The 19,690-nt window shown below is 69.0% G+C and carries 13 protein-coding genes and 3 pseudogenes; 7 read left to right on the forward strand and 9 right to left on the reverse strand.

Going from position 1 to position 19,690, the window contains the following annotated elements:
- Window positions 1-123: 123 nt before the first annotated feature.
- From O3W51_RS36625 to O3W51_RS36635, 3 genes and pseudogenes are all read left to right on the forward strand, one after another.
- Window positions 124-492: pseudogene (locus O3W51_RS36625) on the forward strand (carbohydrate ABC transporter permease); the annotation flags it as partial.
- Window positions 489-1,310 (forward strand): carbohydrate ABC transporter permease, encoded by an 822-nt coding sequence (locus O3W51_RS36630; protein ID WP_269288452.1) that lies wholly within the window; start codon window positions 489-491, stop codon window positions 1,308-1,310. The pseudogene O3W51_RS36625 and the gene O3W51_RS36630, both read left to right, overlap by 4 nt.
- A pseudogene (locus O3W51_RS36635) lies at window positions 1,307-3,682 on the forward strand (beta-glucosidase family protein). The gene O3W51_RS36630 and the pseudogene O3W51_RS36635 overlap by 4 nt, the downstream one beginning before the upstream one ends.
- A gap of 363 nt (window positions 3,683-4,045) precedes the next feature.
- On the opposite strand, the gene O3W51_RS36640 reads toward O3W51_RS36635, so the two are convergent.
- From O3W51_RS36640 to O3W51_RS36660, 5 genes are all read right to left on the reverse strand, one after another.
- Window positions 4,046-5,143 (reverse strand): GDSL-type esterase/lipase family protein, encoded by a 1,098-nt coding sequence (locus O3W51_RS36640; protein ID WP_198359395.1) that lies wholly within the window; start codon window positions 5,141-5,143, stop codon window positions 4,046-4,048.
- A gap of 269 nt (window positions 5,144-5,412) precedes the next feature.
- The gene (locus O3W51_RS36645; protein WP_269288453.1) at window positions 5,413-6,429 is read right to left on the reverse strand and encodes a 3-oxoacyl-ACP synthase III family protein; all 1,017 of its coding nucleotides are present in this window, start codon (window positions 6,427-6,429) and stop codon (window positions 5,413-5,415) included.
- On the reverse strand, window positions 6,426-7,079 hold the full coding sequence (locus O3W51_RS36650) for an SRPBCC family protein (RefSeq protein WP_198359391.1): 654 nt from the start codon (window positions 7,077-7,079) through the stop codon (window positions 6,426-6,428). Before O3W51_RS36650 ends, O3W51_RS36645 begins: the two co-directional genes overlap by 4 nt.
- Window positions 7,051-8,769 (reverse strand): thiamine pyrophosphate-binding protein, encoded by a 1,719-nt coding sequence (locus tag O3W51_RS36655; RefSeq protein ID WP_198359389.1) that lies wholly within the window; start codon window positions 8,767-8,769, stop codon window positions 7,051-7,053. Before O3W51_RS36655 ends, O3W51_RS36650 begins: the two co-directional genes overlap by 29 nt.
- Entirely contained in the window at window positions 8,766-9,782 is a 1,017-nt protein-coding gene (locus O3W51_RS36660; protein ID WP_417792610.1) for a GlxA family transcriptional regulator, read from the reverse strand. The genes O3W51_RS36655 and O3W51_RS36660 overlap by 4 nt, the downstream gene beginning before the upstream one ends.
- 708 nt (window positions 9,783-10,490) lie before the next feature.
- Here O3W51_RS36660 and O3W51_RS36665 point away from each other — a divergent pair.
- The 3 genes and pseudogenes from O3W51_RS36665 to O3W51_RS36675 all read left to right on the forward strand — a co-directional run.
- Window positions 10,491-11,270 (forward strand): annotated as a pseudogene (locus O3W51_RS36665) (X2-like carbohydrate binding domain-containing protein); the annotation flags it as partial.
- 169 nt (window positions 11,271-11,439) lie between these two features.
- Window positions 11,440-13,191: a cellulase family glycosylhydrolase gene (locus tag O3W51_RS36670; RefSeq protein ID WP_138357021.1), complete on the forward strand. Its 1,752-nt coding sequence runs from the start codon at window positions 11,440-11,442 to the stop codon at window positions 13,189-13,191.
- A gap of 312 nt (window positions 13,192-13,503) precedes the next feature.
- Entirely contained in the window at window positions 13,504-13,809 is a 306-nt protein-coding gene (locus O3W51_RS36675) for an RICIN domain-containing protein (protein ID WP_269288454.1), read from the forward strand.
- Between the two features lie 52 nt (window positions 13,810-13,861).
- On the opposite strand, the gene O3W51_RS36680 is transcribed toward O3W51_RS36675, so the two are convergent.
- The 4 genes from O3W51_RS36680 to O3W51_RS36695 form a co-directional block, all read right to left on the reverse strand.
- The gene (locus O3W51_RS36680) at window positions 13,862-14,626 is read right to left on the reverse strand and encodes a hypothetical protein (RefSeq protein ID WP_269288455.1); all 765 of its coding nucleotides are present in this window, start codon (window positions 14,624-14,626) and stop codon (window positions 13,862-13,864) included.
- On the reverse strand, window positions 14,623-15,153 hold the full coding sequence (locus O3W51_RS36685) for a SigE family RNA polymerase sigma factor (protein ID WP_138357023.1): 531 nt from the start codon (window positions 15,151-15,153) through the stop codon (window positions 14,623-14,625). Before O3W51_RS36685 ends, O3W51_RS36680 begins: the two co-directional genes overlap by 4 nt.
- Before the next feature lie 97 nt (window positions 15,154-15,250).
- Window positions 15,251-15,868, reverse strand: coding sequence for an expansin EXLX1 family cellulose-binding protein (locus O3W51_RS36690; protein ID WP_306665068.1), 618 nt, complete (start codon window positions 15,866-15,868; stop codon window positions 15,251-15,253).
- Between the two features lie 698 nt (window positions 15,869-16,566).
- A complete protein-coding gene (locus O3W51_RS36695; protein WP_187144675.1) occupies window positions 16,567-16,707 on the reverse strand; it encodes a hypothetical protein in 141 nt (46 codons plus the stop codon).
- A 926-nt stretch (window positions 16,708-17,633) separates the two neighbouring features.
- Between O3W51_RS36695 and O3W51_RS36700 the strand changes: the two genes are divergently transcribed.
- Window positions 17,634-19,184, forward strand: coding sequence for a sigma-70 family RNA polymerase sigma factor (locus O3W51_RS36700; RefSeq protein ID WP_138357025.1), 1,551 nt, complete (start codon window positions 17,634-17,636; stop codon window positions 19,182-19,184).
- Window positions 19,185-19,690: the final 506 nt, after the last annotated feature.

Below are 19,690 nucleotides of genomic sequence, written 5' to 3' on the forward strand. Positions count from 1 at the left end.
CCACCCGCACCGCCTGGATTCCGGCGCGCTGTACCAGCTCGCGGGGTACCTCCTGCTCGACTACGACGACGCCTACGGCATCGACCACGTCAGCATCTACCTCGCCCGCCAGGGCTTGGTGGCCGGGGCGGCGCCCGCGCCGTGCCGCAGGTTCTCTACCAGGCCGCCGCCATCGACGGCGCCGGCACCGTGCGCCAGTTCTTCCACATCACCCTGCCCCAACTGCGCAACACCATCATCACCTCGACGATCCTGATGGCGGTCGGCGGCCTCACCACCTTCGACACCGTACTGATCCTCACCCAGGGCGGCCCCGGAACGGACACCACCATCAGCGCCTACTACATGTATCAACAGGGATTCAAGGGATTCGATTTCGGCGGTGCATCCGCCATCGCCCTGGTCCTCGTGGTCGCCTCCACCGTGATCTCCCTCGTCGTGGTCCGGCTGTCGGGCTACGACAAGATGCGCAGCACCGCGGAGGGCCTGTGAGGCGCCAACGCCCCAACTACCCCGCCAGCCTCGGCTCCATCATCTGGCTCTTTCTGGTCGGCCTGCCGCTGTACGTCCTGCTGCTGTCGACGGTGCGCACCCAGTCCGACTACGCGACCGCTGGGCCGCTGACCTTCCCCTCTCACCTCACCGTCCAGAACTACCTCGACGACTTCACGAACGGCTTCGGCCAAGACCTCGCCAACACCCTGATCGTCACCGCATCCGTGGTCGGCATCGTGCTGCTGCTGGTCCCCCCGCTGGCCTACGCCATCGTCCGAAGCCGCCACCGGACGATGGCCCTGGTCTTCCGGACCTTCCTGCTCGGCCTCGCCATCCCCGCGCAGGCCGTGATCGTGCCGATGTTCTACGTCATCAGCAGGGCAGGGCTCTACGACCACCTCATCGGCGTCATCCTCCCCACCGCCGCCTTCTGCCTTCCAATCTGCACGCTCATCCTGACGGGCGCGATGCGCGACATCACCTCGGAGCTCTACGAGGCCATGGCCGTGGACGGGGCCGCCCCCTGGCGGGTCTTTCTGCAACTGGTCCTGCCCCTGTCCCGCGGCGGACTGTCGACCATCGTGGTGTTCTCCGCCCTCCAGGCGTGGAACGGATTCCTCTTCCCCCTGGTCCTGACCCAGTCCGACTCGACCAAGGTGATCACCCTGGGCTTGTACAACTTCCAGACCGAGCACGGCGTCGACGTTCCCGGACTGCTCAGCGCCGTCGTGTTGTCCGTGCTGCCGATCCTGATCGTCTACCTGTGCGCCCGCCGCACCCTGATACAGGGCCTGATGGGGGTGGGCGGCAAGTGACGGACAACCTGAACGTGGCCGTGGACACCGACCCCGCCACCCCCCTGTGGCACAACACCTCCCTCGACGCCGGCACCCGCGCCGACGCCCTCATCCGCGCCATGACGCTGCCGGAGAAGATCGCCCAACTGGTAGGTGTCTGGGTGGGTGCCTCCAACGAGGGCGGCGACGTAGCCCCGCACCAGCACGACCTGGACGACGCGACCGACTTGGACACGCTCCTGCCCCACGGCCTGGGGCAGTTGACCCGGCCCTTCGGCACTGTCCCGGTCGACCCCGCACTCGGCGCCCTGTCCCTGCTGCGCACCCAGCGCCGGATCGCAGCCGCCAACCGCTTCGGCATCCCCGCCCTGGCCACGAGGAATGCCTGGCCGGATTCGCCGCCTGGGGCGCGACCGCCTATCCCGTACCGCTGTCCTGGGGTGCCACCTTCAACCCCGACCTGGTCCGCTCGATGGCGGCGGCGATCGGACGGGACATGCGTTCCGTCGGCGTCCACCAAGGCCTCGCCCCTGTCCTGGACGTGGTCCGCGACACCCGGTGGGGCCGGGTCGAGGAGACCATCGGCGAAGACCCCTACCTGGTCGGCACCGTGGCCACCGCCTACGTCCAGGGCCTGGAGGCCGCCGGGATCGTCGCCACACTCAAACACTTCGCCGGATACTCCGCTTCCCGGGCCGGACGCAATCTCGCACCCGTCAGCATGGGCGCACGCGAACGCGCCGACGTGATCCTGCCGCCGTTCGAGATGGCAATACGGGAGGGCCGTCCGCGCTCCGTCATGCACGCCTACACCGACACCGACGGCATCCCCTCCGCCGCGGACGAGGATCTGCTCACCGGACTACTGCGGGCCACCTGGGGCTTCACCGGCACCGTCGTTGCCGACTACTTCGGCATTGCCTTCCTGAAAACCCTGCACGGCGTCGCCGGCGACTGGTCGGAGGCCGCCGCACTGGCCCTGACCAGCGGCGTGGATGTGGAACTGCCCACCGTGAAGACCTACGGACAGCCGCTCCAGGACGCGGTGACCGCGGGCACCGTCCCCATCCGGCTGATCGACCGCGCACTGCGCCGCGTCCTGCTCCAAAAGGCCCAACTCGGACTGCTCGACCCGGACTGGGATCCTGTGCCCGCCGGGCTGGCGGGGGCCGACCTGTCGAGCCCCGAAACGCTGCGGGACAGCCTTGACCTCGATCCCCCCGCCAACCGGCAACTGGCCGCACACCTCGCCGAGCAGGCGATCGTTCTCCTGCACAACGACGGCACCCTGCCCCTCACCCGACCGCAGCGCATCGCTCTGATCGGCCCCAACGCGGACACCGCACGCGCCCTGCTCGGCTGCTACGCGTTCCCCGTCCACGTCGGCGACCAACACCCCGATGTCCCAACCGGCATCGAACTGCCCACGCTGGCCCAGGAACTGGCGGCCGAATTCCCCGACAGCGACCTGCTCACCGCACCGGGAACGTCCGTCGACGGCACCGACACCGCCGGCTTCGCCGAGGCTCTCGAACTGGCGCGTGGCGCGGACGTCGTGGTACTAGCCGTCGGGGACCGGGCCGGGCTCTTCGGCCGCGGCACCAGCGGCGAGGGATGTGATGTCGAACTGCTTCAACTCCGTGGTGTCCAACAGCAGTTGCTCGATGCCGTGCTCGACACCGGGACACCGGTCGTGCTCACCCTCCTGGCCGGGCGCCCCTATGCGCTCGGCCGCGCGGTGACAGAGGCGGCCGGCATCGTGCAGTGCTTCTTCCCCGGTGAAGCCGGCTCCCGCGCCCTCGCCGGTGTGCTCAGCGGACGGGTCAATCCCTCGGGGAAACTGCCCGTCAGTGTGCCCCGTCGCCCCGCAGTACAACCCTCCACCTATCTCGCGGCCCGACTGGCCCAGGCCGGTGAGGTGTCCAGCACCGATCCGACTGCGGCCTATGGATTCGGCCATGGTTTGACCTACCTACACCCACTTCACCTACTCCGGACTCGACATCGTGGAAGGCAGCGCCAGTACCGACGGCGCGTTCCGGTTCGACTTCAGCCTGACCAACGCGGGCGACCGCGAGGGAACCGAAGTCGTCCAGATCTACCTGCACGACCCGGTGGCTTCGGTCGCACAACCGGTGAAACGCCTGGTCGCATACCGGCGAGTCCCCCTCGCCCCGGGCCAACTGGTGCGCATTCGCGTCGCTGTTCCCGCCGACCTGGCATCCTTCACCGGACGCGCGGGCCATCGCCTGGTCGAACCCGGCGCGCTGGTACTGCATATCGCCGCATCCAGCACCGACACCCGACTGAGCGTCCCTCTCACGCTGACCGGCCCGGTCCGTCCCCTCGACCACACGCGCCGCCTGCACGCGACGTTCACGATGGCCTGACCATGGAACGCCCCGACCGGCGCATCCCGCCACCACGACAGGCCGGTCGGCGGCGGTGGACGAGCGGAAGGTGGCCGGCAGAGCCATGAGGCGGCCTCCGCATACTCGCTCGGCACGGCGCCAACGCTGTCATCGTGCCCCTGCCCTTGACCCTGCGCTCGGCTCAGGCGCACCTGGCGGTCGGGTGCGGATCCTCTGAAGTGACCGCCGAGATCAAGCGGTTAGGTGGTAGTTCTGCTGCCCGCGCCGTCGTGAGCACTGCGGGGCCAGCACGCCGGAGGGCTCTCAGCGGAACGTGGAAGCTGCGTTGATGCGGCCGGGCGGATACCTGCGGATCCCAGGCGGCCTCAGCAAACCGTTCCATCAGCGGTTCCGGCTCAGTGGCGATCGACCGATGGCTCGCCGCGTTGCCGTGAGACGCGGTTGTCCGTCCGTGCCGCGCTCGCACTCCGCGCTGCGTACCGGCGACTGCTCGAATGCCTGCAGACACCGGGCGAGTTGCCGGTAGCCGCCGGCGTTGGGGTGCAGGGACTGTGAGACCAGATCGGGGCCGATGCCGTGGCTGAGGGCGGACACGTCCAGGAACAGGCCCCACGAGAGCTCACCGCCGTGGGTGATGCCGGGTGAGCAGACCTGACCGCCTTGCAAGGCCGCCGACAGTCCCAGGAACCGTACGCCGCTCACGTTGGCCGCCGCCCTTTCCAGGTACTGCGAGAGCATCGGGAACGCCACGTCGTGCACCCAGGCGAAGTCAGCGTCCTGGAACGGGCAGCCCTGCAGGCCGCGCTGTGCGCTGGAGTAGCGGGAGAGCCCGCTGGAGGGCGAAGGGTAGGACTGCAGGACGAGGTCGTAGGCTTCGTCGTCGTAGCCCGTTTGTCGCATCACGGTGCGGATGTCGCGCAGGTCCTTCTCGATCCGCGGTTCCATGGCCGACAGCCGCCCGGGAAGCAGGGTGTTCCACGCGCGGGAGCACGGCGGCCCCGGTACGAGGTAGGCGCTGGCACAGGTGATCGTCAATCCGGCTGCGGGGATGTCGTTGGCACCGACGTTCAGCACGACGGTGCGTATGTCGTAGGTGCGAGCCGCGGTCCTGAGCTGTTCTGCCTGCGGTGGTTCGCCGTAGCGGCCGGTGCCGCCGATACGGACGTCATCCGTGGTGGCGCCGGAGCAGGCCAGGTTCACCGCGACGCCCAGTCCCGCCGGCCTGGCCTGCGGCACCTGGGCGTTGGGTGACCGATGGCAGTAACTGCCGAACGGCGGCAGGCCCGGCTCGTAGGCGCCGCCTCCCTCACCGGCGGTCAGGCTGTCGCCCATGGCGACGATGGCGGCCGGACGTTCCGATGGGCCGTCGGCCGCGGCGGGTGCGGGCGCGCACAGCGCGGCGGCGGCGAGAGCTCCCGCGGTGAGCACGGCGAACAGGCGCCGAGGACGACCAGCGTGATCGCGTGAAGTGGTGGGCACTTGGGCTCATTCCTCTTCCGGTGGTCGGTGAAGTGAGCGACGGTAACTCCCAGCGTGGGAGTCCGGGACGCTACCTGCCCGTGTTCGGGGGCCGACAGGGCGGAATGCGGACACACCGATGAGTCTCGGAAGTGCGTCCGTCGCAGTGGCTGGAAACCGGTCCGTCCCGGCTGGCTGGGCGATGGCTCTCAGCAACTGCGAGCCAGCCGGCAGCCGTCAGGGCTCCGACACCGGCCGCGGCCGACCGCGGGCCGGGGTGGAACCATCAGCTACCCCTGCCCGTGCCACCGGACCGCAGCGGCTCCGGCGAAGTCCCCGGCGTGGGCGAACCCGCCCAGCACCACGAGACTGCCGTCCTTGACGTGCCCGGAGCGGATGGCGTGGTCCAGGGTGACCGGGATGGCGGCTCCGAACAGGTTGCCGCATCGGTCGAAGGTGTCCGGGTGCCGGTCGGGGGCCAGTTCCAGCGCGTCCCGCCAGTTCCGCAGAAAGGTCCGGTTGGGTTGATTGGTCACCAGCACGTCGATCTCGGTCGTGGCTTTCCCGAGCCGTCCGCACAGGGTGGTGACGACCTGTGGAACGAGCCGGTTGCCGCGGGCCAGCACCTGCGAGAGGCCGGCCTCGGTGAACCCGATCCGCAACGCCGACGGCCCGGGTTCCCAGTACCTGCGGCCGTCGTCACGCACCATTGTCATGTCTCCCGCGTACTCGCCGACGTGCAGGGTTTCCACGCCGAGTAGCGGGGCAGCGTGTGATGTTGTCAGATATCCCACGCCGCACCCGTCGCCGGGGACCGCTGCCTGGGCGAGCCCGCGCACCTCGGACCGGGTGAAGAGCCGGCCGGCAGCGCTCTGCGCGTTGCAGACCAGAGCGGACCTGGCATCCGTGGTGGCGAGGATCTGCCGGGCCAGTCCGAGCATGAAGACGAAGGACGCGCAGCCGGCGTTGGCCACGTCGATCAGCCACTCGGGATGCAGACCCAACCTGCGTGCCACCTCCGTGCCGGCCCCCACGAACGGCATGTCCGGCAGTTGACTGTGCACCAGGAGGACGTCCACGGACCGGATCTCGTCCCGGCCGTGCCGCTCGATCAGCGGAAGTACCGCACGCTCGACCATGTCGACGTTGGTCTCGTCGGCGGCCACGTGGTGGCGCAGTGGCGGGATCCGGAACATCGGGTTGTCGCGGAGGGTGTCCTGCGCGCCCTGGTAGCCGGTGTAGAACTCGGCGGGAACCGGCTCACCGGGCAGGTAGCCGGCGACGTCGATGAGGCTCACCGTCGTCACCGGGTCACCGTCCTGCCCGGCGGCACACTGACCCGCAGGCCGCCTCGGTGCCGGTGCTCCAGGATCGCTGTGAGGTTCGCCATCTCCACGGTGTGGCCGGCGTAGAACAGGTCCCAGTAGTCGCCCACCCATGGCCGGTCCGCGCTGGGCGCGAGGTCGGGGCGCGGGTTGTCGTCGTAGGACGGGTGCCGGCAGTTGGTCCAGGTGATCACCGAACCCGGCTTGTCGAGCACCAACTGTGCGGGCAGGACACGCATCAGGTAGATCATCCAGAGCTTGTCGCCCTGGTCCCAGGCACAGTGGTAGTCGACGGTCATGGCCTCGGGGTTGGCCACCACCGTGCAGTAGATTCGGGTGTCCTGCGCCAGCAGGTCCCAGCCGGCCCACAGCCCCGGGGTCTCGGTCGGCGCGAAGCCGCGCAGGCTGAAGGTCCACTCCTCCAGGTGGTGTCCCTGGCTCAGGTACTCGTAGGTCTGCTCCGGCGGGCAGTCGGCGTAAGCCTGGATGGTGCAGTACTGCCCGTAGACCTGTTGGTGCTGGTGGACCGCAGGGGTCATCTCCAGGCATCGGGCGGCCATCTGCTCGGTGCTGGTGTTCTCCACCCGTATCAGTCCGGGGACATCAGCCAACATGGACCGGTCCGCGTTCATCTGCAGTCTCCTCAGTGTCGTTCGGCTTGCCACCAGGGGCGGTCAGGAAGGGAAGGAACGGTGGGATTTCGCGGCGGTCGACATCGACGGCGACGAATGCCGGACCGTCGCCGGTGTTGCTCCGCAGCAGCTCCTGGCGCAGCTGCGCCGCGTTGCGGGCCCGGGTCACGTCGAGAGTCGGGAACATCGCGCCGACGCCGGCGGCGATGTCGGACGAGAGGAACACGTTGTCCTCGCGGGCGCCGCCTTGGAACAGGTGCTCGCGCGTGACGCACATTCCGTGCGCGTTGTTGTTGAGGATCACGAAGGTGACGGGCACGGCGTATTCCACCGCGGTGTGCACTTCCATCCCATGCATGAAGAACGCCCCGTCCCCGGCGAGCACGTAGGTGCGCCGCCCGGTGGCCAGCGCGGCGCCGATGCCGGCGCCGAAGGTGTAGCCCATACCGCCCATGCCGACCGCGACCACGAAGCGGCCATGCCGTGGGGCGGGCAGAAGGTGGATCGCGCCGGCTCCCGTGTTGCCGGCATCCACGAAGACATGCGCGTCCTGCGGCAACGCCGCAGCTATTGCGGCGAACGCATCGGCGTGGGACGTGCTGCCACTGTTGGCCGGCGGCAGTGGCAGCGGCAGTGGCAGCCGGGTGGGGCCCATGTGCGCGGGGCAGGCGCGCGCAGCCGGTTCCAGCCGCCGGGTCAGTGCGCGCAGTGTGTCGCGCACACTGCCGTGCAGCGCGATGCCCGGCACGAACGGCGATTCTGGGTCGACGCAGATCAGTGGGGTGTCTGCCAGCGCCCGGTCCAATCCGCCACGCGCCATTGCCGGCAGCCGGGTACCCACCAGGACACACGCCTCGGCCCGCCGCAGACAGTCCTCGACGCTCGGATGTCCCATCACCCCGGCCACTCCGACGAACCGGGGATCGTGGTTGTCGTACACGTCCTTGGCGTCCGGGGTGACCGCTACCCAGGCGCCGAGCCGCCTCGCCACCTCGCAAAGCTCGGCCCGCGCGCCGGCCGCGGCCACCCCTTCACCCGCGATCAGCAACACGCGGTCCGCGCCCCGCAGCACGGCCGCCGCACGGTCCAGGGCCGCGGCCTCCGGCAGCGCCGCCGGCGGGGTGTGCGCCGCCACGCGCGGCCCGGGAACCGTGACAAACGCCTGCTGTACGTCCTTGGGCAGAAGCAACACCGCCGGCCCCTTGGGATCCGTCCGCGCCACCGCGACCGCCCGCGCCAACAATGAGATGATGGAGTCCGGTTCGACGACCCGGGCGCAGAAGCGAGTGACGGACCCGAACAGCTCGAGCGCATCGAGGGAGCCCGCCTGACCGCTGGAGTCCTGGAACGCTCCCCGACCGGCGAGAACGGTCGGCGGTTCCCCCACCAACGCCAGCACCGGAACCCGAGAGGCGTACGCCTCCGCCAGCCCGGGCACCAGGTTCATCGCACCGCCGCCCGAGGTGGCCGCGACGACGCCCAGACGTGTTGTGGCACGGGCGTACCCGTCGGCCATGGTGGCAGCGGAGAACTCGTGCTTCGCCACGATGCCGCGGACGGATTCCGTCGCGCCATGGACGGCCTCGTACAGGTCCTCGATGTTCGCACCACCTACGCCGAACATGTACGTGACACCCATCCGGCCCAACTCCGCGGCAAGGTAGTCGACGAGGCGCACTCGGGCTGTCATACCGCGCTCCTCTCGGCCCGGTCCGGCTCGACCATGAGACCTGACGGCGAAATGGCCTGGAATCGCTGTCGGTACTCGCCCGGGGTGGGCCCCACCGCACGGCCGAACGAGCGGCAGAAGGTCTCGGCGTTCGGGAAGCCGCAGCGGCGGGCGACGTGGCCTACCGGCAGATCGGTGGTCTCGAGCAGTTCGCGGGCCCGCGCGATACGCATCCGCGTCACGTACTGGCCAGGCGTCGTGCCCACCTCACGCAGGAAGACGCGGGCGAAGTTCCGGGGACTCATGTTGGCCCGCTGCGCGAGCTCGGAGACCGGCAGCCGACGTTCGAGGCCGGACAGAACCCACTCCTGCGCGGCCCGCACCGGCGCCCGGTCGGCCAGCTGAGCGTCCAGAATCGCGCTGAACTGCGGCTGCCCGCCGTGCCGTTTGAAGAACAGGACCAGGTACCGGGCTATCTCCAGTGCGATCACCGCCCCGTGATCGGCCTCCACCAGTGCCAGGGCCATGTCGATACCGGTGGACACCCCGGCGGAGGTCACGTACCGGCCGTCCCAGACGAATATCGGTCCCGGATCCACCGTCACCTGCGGATATCGACGGGCCATCTCCTCGCAGTACGCCCAGTGGGTGGTGGCGCGCCGCCCGTCCAACAGCCCCGCCTCGGCCAGCAGGAATGCTCCTCCGCACACCGACGCGACCCGCCGGGACCGGGCGGCGGCCTGCCCGATCCATGAGATCAGCGCCCGGTCCGCCAACGCCTCCTTCAACCCCGAGCCACCGGGGACCAGAAGGGTGTCGATCGGGCCTTCGCCAGCGTCCAGTGGCTCGGCCTGGATCACCATTCCCGAGGAGGTGCACACCATAGGAGCGTGGGCGGAGACGCACTCGATCCGGTAGCCCGTCCCCGGCTCGGCCAACAGCCGGTTGAGGGTGTCGAACACCTCGATCGGACCGGCGATGTCCAGCGCTTGGACCCCGGAATAGACAACCACCACAACACGTCGCATCAGCACGGTCACAGCCTGTATCCGCCGCGGGGACGGCCGCAATGACAGTCTGTTGACGGATCCTGCCAGGCTCACCGAGATAACCCGGCGCGACGCCGCTGAACAGGAAACTGACGAAGCTTCAGTCGGCAACGGGTGAGACAGGTCACGCCCGTGGAGGACTCTGCCGCGGAGTCCCCAAGGACTTGCGAGGAATCAAACACGCAGCTTCCGGCCGCGGTGGCTCATTGCAGTGCATCGCGGGAAGCCGAGCGAGCCGTCCGTAGCGGCTGCGCCACGCGCTCGACCGCGAACGCCGGCAGGGCGTGCGGGAGATGTCCGCCGGGGGGAGCCGAGACCCACCCGCGCCGTAGCGACGACCGCCACAACCCGCTGGGACGGTGACGCGTTCATCCGCGGCCTGCCGTACGCGCTGCCGGGCGCCACCGTCGCACTGCACGAATCCGCAGCAGGACCGGCCCCGCCGTCGGTGCGTATCCTCCGGGCTCCGTCGCTGGGCCCGCCACTGCCCCGGGCCCGTGCCGCGTCCGCCCGCTCCCATCACCCGCGTGTGGGAAGACGCTCTGCCCGCCAGCCTCAACCCACGACCCCGGCCACCGGTCCTTCATGCTCGCGAGCCGTCCCGGCTCGGGCCGGCGCCAGCGGCACCCGGTCCAGCTCCAGCCAGGACTCGAACCCGGACAATATCCGCCAGGTTTGATGCACATCCGCCAGCCCCCGCGCGTCGAGCGGGGTGAGGCGCTGAAGTACTTCGAGGAGGTCAACAACGCGGCGCGCGCCGCGGGTGTCACCACCGCCCTGTGGGACCCCTTCTCCTACCTGAACCGTGCCACCATGCAGTGGCGCGACCCGGCCCTGTTCGCCTGGATCAAGTCGAGCTGGACCACCCGTTCGGGAACCGCATCCTTCGACAAGGTCTACGTACCGAAGTCGAGCCCCATCGCGGCCCAGACGCTTACGCTGAACCTGAACGGCACCGCCTTCCGGGGCCTGTGGCAAGGCAGCACCCAGCTCCTGGCGGGACGTGACTACACGGTCTCCGGCAGCCGCCTCACCCCCACGACCACGGCACTGACGCGGCTGACCGGCAACCGGGCCTACGGGGTCAACTCGACGCTCCAGGCGCGGTTCTCCCGCGGTCTGCCCTGGAGCATCGACATCGTCACCAACGACGCTCCGGTGCTCTCCAACTCCACTGGTACGGCCGACGTTTTCACCATTCCCACGCAGTACCGCGGTGACGCGCTGGCGGGTATGGAAGCCACGTACGCCGACGGCAGCAACGCCGGCCCGATCTCCCGGAACCCGTACCAGGAGTTCAACCAGGCGTTCTCGCCCGACTATCCGGGCGGCACCACCATCCTCACCCCCGCCTTCCTGGCCGCGCTGCACGACAACGCACCAGTGAAGCTGACCTTCCATTACTACAGCGGCGCCACCGTCACGTACCACGTGACCAAGTCCGGTGGTTCGGTCACCGGCACGACATCCTGACCGAACGGCCCCTCGCCCTGGTTGCCCGGCTCCGCCGGGCAACCAGCCCTTTCCGCGCCCGAAACGTTTTAGCGAAACGGAAAACTGGATGGTGAAACACAGCAACCTCCCGTTGGTCGGCGGCAACTTCACAGGGAGACACCGCCCGATCTTCCAGAACGGATGAGCAATGAAGAACAAGCAGGCCCCACAGCACCGCCGCCGCAGACTGCGGCTGACCGTGGGGGTGCCGCTGGCGGCGGTCGTCGCGAGCGCGCTCACGTACGGCACGGTCTTCGGAACGTTCGGAGACGACGCCACGCCCAAGGCGTCCGCGGCGGCAGCGCCGGTTCCCGCCAACGCGATGGCGGCCGTAGCCGCGATGCAGCCGGGCTGGAACCTGGGCAACAGTCTCGACGCCGTCCCCAATGAGACGGCGTGGGGCCAGCCCCGTACCTCAAAGTCCCTGGTGGACAAGGTCCGCGCCCAGGGCTTCAACAGCATTCGCGTCCCCGTGACGTGGAGCGACCACCAGGGAGCGGCACCGAACTACACCATCGACCCGGCGTACATCAGCAGGGTCAAGGAGGTGATCGACTGGTCGATCGACGACGGCCTCTATGTGGTCCTCGACGTCCATCATGACTCATGGCAATGGACGAAGGCCATGTCCACCGATCACGACAAGGTGTTGTCCCGCTTCAACTCCACCTGGACCCAGATCTCCGCCGCCTTCAAGAACGAGCCCGCGAAGCTCGTCTTCGAGAGCATCAACGAGCCCCAATTCGACAACGCCGACGCCACCCGGAAGGCTGGTCTGCTCAACGAGTTGAACACCTCCTTCGACCAGATCGTGCGCGCATCGGGTGGGAACAACAAGAGCCGTCTGCTCATGCTGCCCACCGAAGGCTGCACGCCCGACCAGGCGCTGATGAACAACCTGGCCACCGAGATCAAGTCTCTGCACGACGCGAGACTGATCGCCACCGTGCACTATTACGGCTACTGGCCGTTCAGTGTGAACCTCGCAGGCTCCACCCGCTTCGATGCCATGGCCCAAGGCGACCTGGACAAGGCGTTCCAGCGGATGCATAACACCTTCGTCGCCCAAGGCATCCCCGTCATCCTCGGCGAGTACGGTCTGCTCGGCGACGACCACGGCCCCGGCGGTGTGGAACGCGGCGAGATGCTGAAGTACTTCGAGGCGCTCGGCCACGCGTCCCGCACCAGCAAGGTCACCACCGTCCTGTGGGACAACGGGTCGCTCTTCGACCGCAGCCGTCTCCAGTGGAAGGATGCCGGGCTGTTCCGTCAGATCAAGTCGAGTTGGGCGACGCGCTCGGCAACGGCAGCTTCGGACAACGTCTTTGTGCCGAAGTCCGGTCCGGTCAAGGCCCACACGCTCACCCTGGACCTGAACGGCACCACCTTCAAGGCTCTCAAGCAGGGCACCACCAAGCTGGTCAACGGCAAGGATTACACCCTCTCCGGTAGCCGGCTCACCCTGAAGGCGGCCACACTCACCCGGCTGGTCGGCCAGCGCGCCGATGGCGTCAATGCGACGCTCCAGGCCGAGTTCTCCCAAGGCGTGCCCTGGCGGATCCAGGTGATCACCTACGGCACCCCGGTGCAGTCGGCCACGACCGGAGCGGCCGATGCGTTCCGGATCCCCACCCAGTTCCGCGGGGACGTGCTGGCGACGATGAGCGCCACGTACGCCGACGGCAGAAACGCCGGCCCGACCGACTGGACGCCGTACCAGCAGTTCAACGCCGCTTTCGTGCCCGACTACGCGAAGCAGGTCATCCGTCTCACTCCTGCCTTCCTCGACGCGGTGAAGGCCGATGCGCGCGTGACGGTCACCTTCCACTTCTGGAGCGGCGCCAAGGTGACGTACTACGTGACGAAGTCGGGATCCACCGTGACCGGCAAGACCTCCTGAAGGCAGGCTGGGGCCGGCGCCTGCGCGTGGTTCACTCCGGCTTCGGCGGAGCCGTGGCCACGACCGTGCCCGGTGCCTCTTCGAAGGGAGAAGCCCTGGGGCGACAAGGACAGACGCCAGGAAGACATCCATACGGTGGCGGATCGCCGTCGCGTCGCTGGCTATCGGGTTGGTCATGTTCACGGCCGCCGCCTGCGGAGGGTCGTCCTCAGTAGGCTCGGACGACGCCTCCGCGGGTGCTGGTGTGTACACGGTCTGGGACCCGTACCGGCAGTTCGACGGCGCGTCGGACTGGGGGCAGGCTGCCATTCGGTGCGGCGCCAGGCTGGAGTGAAGATCAAGCGCACGGCCTACACCGTGGGCAAGCAGCTCATGGTCTACGGCAACACGTGCCTGGACGCCTCGGGCCAGGGAACCGGTAACGGCACCGCGGTGGTGATCCGGGACTGCAACGGACAGGCGAGCCAACAGTTGAACATCAACTCCGATGGCACGATCACAGGGGTGCAGTCGGGACTGTGCCTTGACGCCAGTGGTGCAGGTGCCGCCAACGGAACCAAGATCCAGCTGTGGAATTCCTCCGGCGGAGCGAACCAGCGGTGGAGCGCGCAGAACTGACACGGAATTCGGGGCTGGGGCTGGGGCAGCGGCGGGGCCCCGGCCCCGAACCCTAATGTGCCGGGGCGAATCCTCCCCAGACCGCGGTGGAGCCGCCCGCGGTCCGCCCATCGACGCGGTAGCTGTCGTCCGTGGCGCTGCGCACGCCGGTGGTGTGGTCGTACTGGGCGGCGAACTCGTGCTGCCCGGCCGGCACGGTGCGGCCGGGCTTGAGAACCCAGCGGTAGACCAGCGCACCGCCGGCTTCCCGGACGGTGACGGTGAAGTCGTCGCTCGGCAGCGTGCGCCAATTGCCGGTGTTCCGCACGCCGCCGGTCTGCGCGATGCGCAGTTCCACCGTGAGTGAGGTGAGCGGCCGGGTGGTCTTGAGAGCGAGGTTGCTCTGGGCCCAGTACACGGTGCTGTGCGGGTCCACCGAGCCCTTCGACCACAGCGGGCCGTTCTGGATCCGGTTGCCGGTCGACGGAGTGGGGCGCGAGCTGCCGGGGGTGGTGGTCGGGCTCGGACCGGTGGTGGTGTGGGTCGACGGCGCCGGACGGGAAGTGCCGGCCGGGGTCGGGACGGCGGGAGCGGTGGCGGTCTGCGCCGGCGACGCTTTTCCGACGATGCCGGCGACGGCGAAACCACCCGACGCCAGGATGCCGACGGTAGCGAGGCCGGCGAGTGCCGCCTTGGGCCATGACCACGTGATCGACGGCGAGCGGTGCCGGACGGTGGCGCCGGCCGCGCCGCGCTCCGTGCGCGCCAGCATCCTCGCGCGGTCGGGCTGGTGGGCCTCGGCGGCCTCGCGCAGCCGTCGGCTGATCTCGTCGTTCACCGAGCCCTCCTTCCCGCCGCCAGTTCCCCGGCCGCTCGTGCGCCAAGGATCCGTTCCAGTTCGGCCATCCCCTTCGAGGTCTGGCTTTTCACCGTGCCGATCGATATGCCCAGTGCCATCGCGGTGTCCTTCTCCGACAGGTCGAAGGCGTGGCGCAGCACCACGCACGCTCGCTTGCGGAACGGCAGTCGGTCGAGTGCCGCACGGACGTCCAGCACGGCCGCCACGTCCTGCGGCTCCACCCCTTCGGGAGTGCGGGACCAGAACAGCACGATCCGGCGTCGCTCGCGGATTGCACTTCGGATCCGTTCCCGCGCCAGGTTGGCCACCACGCCGCGAGCGTAGGCGAGCGGGTGGCGTGCCGTACGGAACCGGTCCCAGTTTTGCCACAGGGCGACCAGGGCATCCGCGGCGAGGTCGTCGGCCGCGTCTGTCTGGCCGGTCAGGAGGTGGGCGAGACGGGCCAGTTCGGCGTAGTGGCGTTCGAAGAAGTCGTGGAACTCCGCGGACGCGTCATCGAGGAGCATCTCCCTCGGTCGCCCTCTCCCTGCTATGTGCGCGTTAACAACCGGCTGGAGCGTAACAGTGCCCGTCACCGCAGCCCGACGGTGGGTTGACATACGGTCAATGCCGGGCGAATTGAACGCGGGTCGCTTGCGCGACGTCCGGTTTCAAGGCGATCCCGTCAACGGTGAGTCGCTCTCCGTAGATGTCGGTGACCCTGATCGCCCCGCCGCATCCGCTGCCGTCGGTGGAGAGGAAGTAGTTGAAGTCGGCGCGAGGCAGCTGCCGCCAGCCGTTGGCGGTGCGGAGCTCAAGCACCGCCAACGGGTTCCGGTGGCCGATCACCTGGACGCCGCACCACCAGCGGCTGGACCCGGTCTTGTACCGGATGGAGATCGTGTTGGGCGCGGTGGGGCTCAGCAGCGTCCAGGTGATCGGGATCCGGCCGAGCGAGGGATTGGCGAGTTTGACGAAGGCCTGCTGGCTGAGGTCGAGCTGCCCGGGCGCGCAGGGCAGGGGGCACTCGTTGACGATACGCACCGTGATGGAGGCCCCGTTGGCGGCGCGGACCAGCACGTACGCCCCGCACGCCTTGGCCGACTCGTAGTCGGTGTGGTTCATCGCCGCGATCATGAGATCACTGGACGGGCCGTACAGGCAGGCACCATTGCCGTCACCTGCGGCATAGGAGGTCGCGACTCCCTTGTAGCTGACCGCGGGCTTGATCCGTCCCGCCAAGGATGTCGCTCGCGCGGTACTGGAGGCCGCGGGTGTCCGGGTACCGCCGGCTGACGGCGGCGAGCTTGTGACCGGCGGCCGCGCCGATGCGGTCGTGGCGCCGGCCGCCGCGGCCGAAGACCCGGAACCGGACGGGACGCTCGCTGGGGCAGCTGCAACGGAGGCGCCGGCGCGACGCCCGGCATCGGCCCTGCTCCCAGGGAGAAGCGCGATGGCCAGACAGGCCAGAACCCCGACGGCTATCAGCGCCGACGCAATGCTGATGGCCGGCCCGCGCCCGCGCCGCGGCTTCGGAGCGCGGTGGTTCGTTGTTCTCATGCCCATCCGTTCGGTTGATCGAGTCGACGATGTACCTCTCAGTGGCCGCCGGCGGCGAAAAGGTTGCCGATCCGATGCCGGCATCGCTGCGACCGGGGCGGGCGGCGACACCGGTGACTCCGAAACGGGGGGCCGCAACGCCCGGAAGGGTCACGCATAGCTCGTAGTTGCTGAAGCACGATATGCGTGTCGCGGACGCGGAGGCACTCCGCCCCGTTCGTACGATGTTCGAGCTGTAGCGGGGAGCTCGTCCTTGATCCCCGTGAGTGATCCTTCCCGGCAGAGGCCACGTCTCACGCCATCCAGGCCACACCGGGGCATACGCAATGTTGAGGACAGTCCCTGTCAGGGCGGTGCTGCGGCCGTTCGGTGCGCAACTGTCAGCGGCCGTGGCGCGCCGTGCGACGGGGACGCGTACGGCTGCGGGTGGCGGTGAACAACGTCGCCGCGACGGCGAAGGCAGCGGCCAGGCCCGCGGCCGTCCACACGGTCGCTGAGCCGCCGCTGCCGTTCCTGGCCATGTCGTCACCGGCCTTGGCGGCGGGAGCCGACGGGGCGGAGGTGGGTTTGCCGACCGCGGCCGGGGACGGGCCGGGCGAGAGGTGGTGGTGGCGGTCAGCACCGTACGGCCGCCTGCGGCGTGGCCGGCGGTGAAGGCGACTGCGCCGAAGGTGACACGGTTTCCCTTGATGGCTCCGAGAGGGGCGCCGTCAGCCGCGATGATCTTCGCTCCGGCAACTGTGTCGTGTGCTTCATCGGCTGGCCGGGATCCTCGTTACTTGACGGCGGACTGGGCCGAGCCGAGTGCGTCCGCGCGGTGACCGCACCCGGCAACAGCCACGACTTCCAACTGGTCGCCGGAAACAGCGGCAAGTGTGTCGACGTCAGCAATATCTCCACCGCACGCGGCGCAGGCGTCCACCAGTGGACGTGTGACACCGGCAGCACCCTGACCACCAAGAAGAACCAGATCCGGCGGCTCACCGGCGAGGACCGACCGGCCCCACCACCGGGAACGACACATGATCGGGCATCGGCCCGCCGGCTCAGCCCGGCGGGCCGATGCCTTTCACGTCGGCGCCGCGGTCGGTGGGCATCCTGCCATTGCAGGAGAATCTGCCGCCGTCGTGGACCGGGACAGCCCAGGGCACGGAACGGACGGACGCACCCAGGGCGTCTGAAGCCGCGCACGCCTCAGGCCCTCGCCGCAGTCGCCTGCCTACCCAAGCGGGGCAAGGAAGACATCTGCCGCGCCAGTCCGGAGTCAGCGGCGATTGAACAGCGTCTCATCCACGGTGACAGCGTTGGCGCCTTGGCTGGCTGGAGCATCGAGAGAACTGATGCTCCAGCGGCCCTCCCGTTTACCTGCCTTTGGCGCAGAGGATACCTTTGCCGACGCCAAGGTGTGGCGCCGTACGGAGCGGATCGCTCCCCAGAGGGAGTGGCAATGAAACTCACGGATGCGGACCACGCGGGGCTGGTTGTCGCGGCGCAAGCCGGTGACGACCGGGCGCGCGAGGAGCTGATCGCCACGTATCTGCCGTTGCTCTACAACATTGTCGGGCGAGCGCTGAGCGGACATGCCGACGTCGACGACGTCGTCCAGGAAACGCTGCTGCGCGTGGTGCGCGACCTGCCTGCCCTGCGTGCCCCGGAGAGCTTCCGGTCCTGGCTGGTGTCGATCACGCTCCGTCAGATCAGTACTCATCGGAACCGGCAACGGGCCTTCTTCCGCCGGACCGCGGTCATTGACGAGGCACGCCAGATACCGGATGCCGGCGCCGAACCGGGGGACGTGACGATCCTGCGTCTGCATGCGTCGGACGAGCGCCGTCAGGTTGTCCACGCCGGCCGGTGGCTCGACCCGGACCATCGGGTGCTGCTGTCGCTGTGGTGGCAGGAAGGCTCCGGCTCGCTGAGCCGTGACGACATCGCCGCCGCGACGGGGCTCACGGTCGCCCACGTCGGAGTGCGTCTGCAACGCATGCGCGAGCAGCTGGAACTGTGCCGGACGATCGTCGCCGCCCTGGAGGCAGACCCGCGCTGTCCGCAGTTGGACGAGACCGTCGTGGGCTGGGACGGTCTCCGTACTTCGGTGTGGCGCAAGCGGATCGCGCGGCACACCCGCGGATGCCTGGTCTGCGCGGCGTCGACGACAGATCGGGTTCCGGCCGAACTACTGCTCTTCAGTCTCGCGCAGCTGGCGGTCCCGGCCGGGCTCATCGCCGCGCTGGCCGCCAAGGGCCTGTTGTCGGGAACGGCCGTGAGCGCCGCCGGGCAGGTCACGGCACAGGTCGCCGTCGGCACGGCGACGGGGGGAGGCAGTCTGCACAGCTCGCTGATCGGCAAACTCCACGCGGTGACCGCTCATCAGCTGGTGGGCCTTGCCACCGGCGCGGTGCTCATCGCCGGGACCGCCACCTACGCGACCTGGCCCGAACCGGCGCATCGGGTGCCTGGCGTCAACGCCGCGCCCACGGTCGGCAATCCCACGCCGATCCCGTCGCGCACCACCGCGTCGGCCGGACCGTCCCCGGTGAGTCCGTCCGCCGTCGCGGGCACTGTCCCGCCGGGCGCACAGTCGCTGGAGTCCGTGGACGAGCCCGCCCTGTACCTCACGTATGCCGGAGACTTCGCGACGCTCGGCCGAGTCTCCGCGGCCAGCAGCGCGCAGACACGGCAGCGAGTCACCTTCTCAGTCATCCGGGGGCTGGCCGACACACGGTGCGTCACCTTCCGCGCCGCCGACGGCCGCTATCTGCGCCATCGTGACCTGCGGCTACGGCTGAGCACCAACGACGGCAGCGAACTGCTCCGTGAAGACGCCACCTTCTGTCCGCGCCCCGGAGCGGTCGCCGGGGCGGTAACCCTGCACGCGCACAACTATCCCGGATCGGTCCTCCGCCACCGCGACGGTGGCATCTGGCTCGATGGCTCCGACGGCACTCAGGCCTTCGCCGGCCAGGCTTCTTTCATCGTCCGCAGGGCCTGGGCTTGAGAGCCGCTCCCTGAGCATGTTGGACCGAGTAGTGCTGTGACGGCTGGTGATCCTGCACCACGCCGTTCTTACATCGGCGGTGAGCCGAGTGCTGCCCCGAACGCCAGCTTCGATCCGCATTCATCGACGGCTGCCTCGCCGTGACGGGTCTGAAGTCTGATCACCGCCACCGCCACCGTAACCACTCCAAAGACCTTCACTGATGATCAGGACGGCGCGCCCTTTCCACAGGGACGACCAGACCGTGGGGCTTGGCATAACGCTTTTTGTCTGCGAGATGCATCACTGAGCAATCGTTCGGACGGCGCGTCTTTTCTGTTACGAGACCGCGAGTTCGGAGGCCTCCACTTCGTGGGGTGTCTTTCCCGCCGCTCACCGCGACGTGCCGGCGTGGCAGGTTCCCCGACTTCCCCCGTTGACGTATCCCCTGAAGAAAGCCGCTCCAATGACGCGACACATCCATGAACCCCGGGCGACCGGTCCACAGGAACGACCTCACGTCCTGC

The organism is Streptomyces sp. H39-C1 (genome assembly GCF_027158125.1).
GTDB lineage: Bacteria > Actinomycetota > Actinomycetes > Streptomycetales > Streptomycetaceae > Actinacidiphila > Actinacidiphila fildesensis.

Coding starts and splice junctions, on each gene's coding strand:
- O3W51_RS36700 (WP_138357025.1), top strand. CDS start 17,634: ATGAAACTCACGGATGCGGACCACGCGGGGCTGGTTGTCGCGGCGCAA.
- O3W51_RS36695 (WP_187144675.1), bottom strand. CDS start 16,707: ATGGCCAGGAACGGCAGCGGCGGCTCAGCGACCGTGTGGACGGCCGCG.
- O3W51_RS36670 (WP_138357021.1), top strand. CDS start 11,440: ATGAAGAACAAGCAGGCCCCACAGCACCGCCGCCGCAGACTGCGGCTG.
- O3W51_RS36685 (WP_138357023.1), bottom strand. CDS start 15,153: ATGCTCCTCGATGACGCGTCCGCGGAGTTCCACGACTTCTTCGAACGC.
- O3W51_RS36655 (WP_198359389.1), bottom strand. CDS start 8,769: ATGACAGCCCGAGTGCGCCTCGTCGACTACCTTGCCGCGGAGTTGGGC.
- O3W51_RS36650 (WP_198359391.1), bottom strand. CDS start 7,079: ATGAACGCGGACCGGTCCATGTTGGCTGATGTCCCCGGACTGATACGG.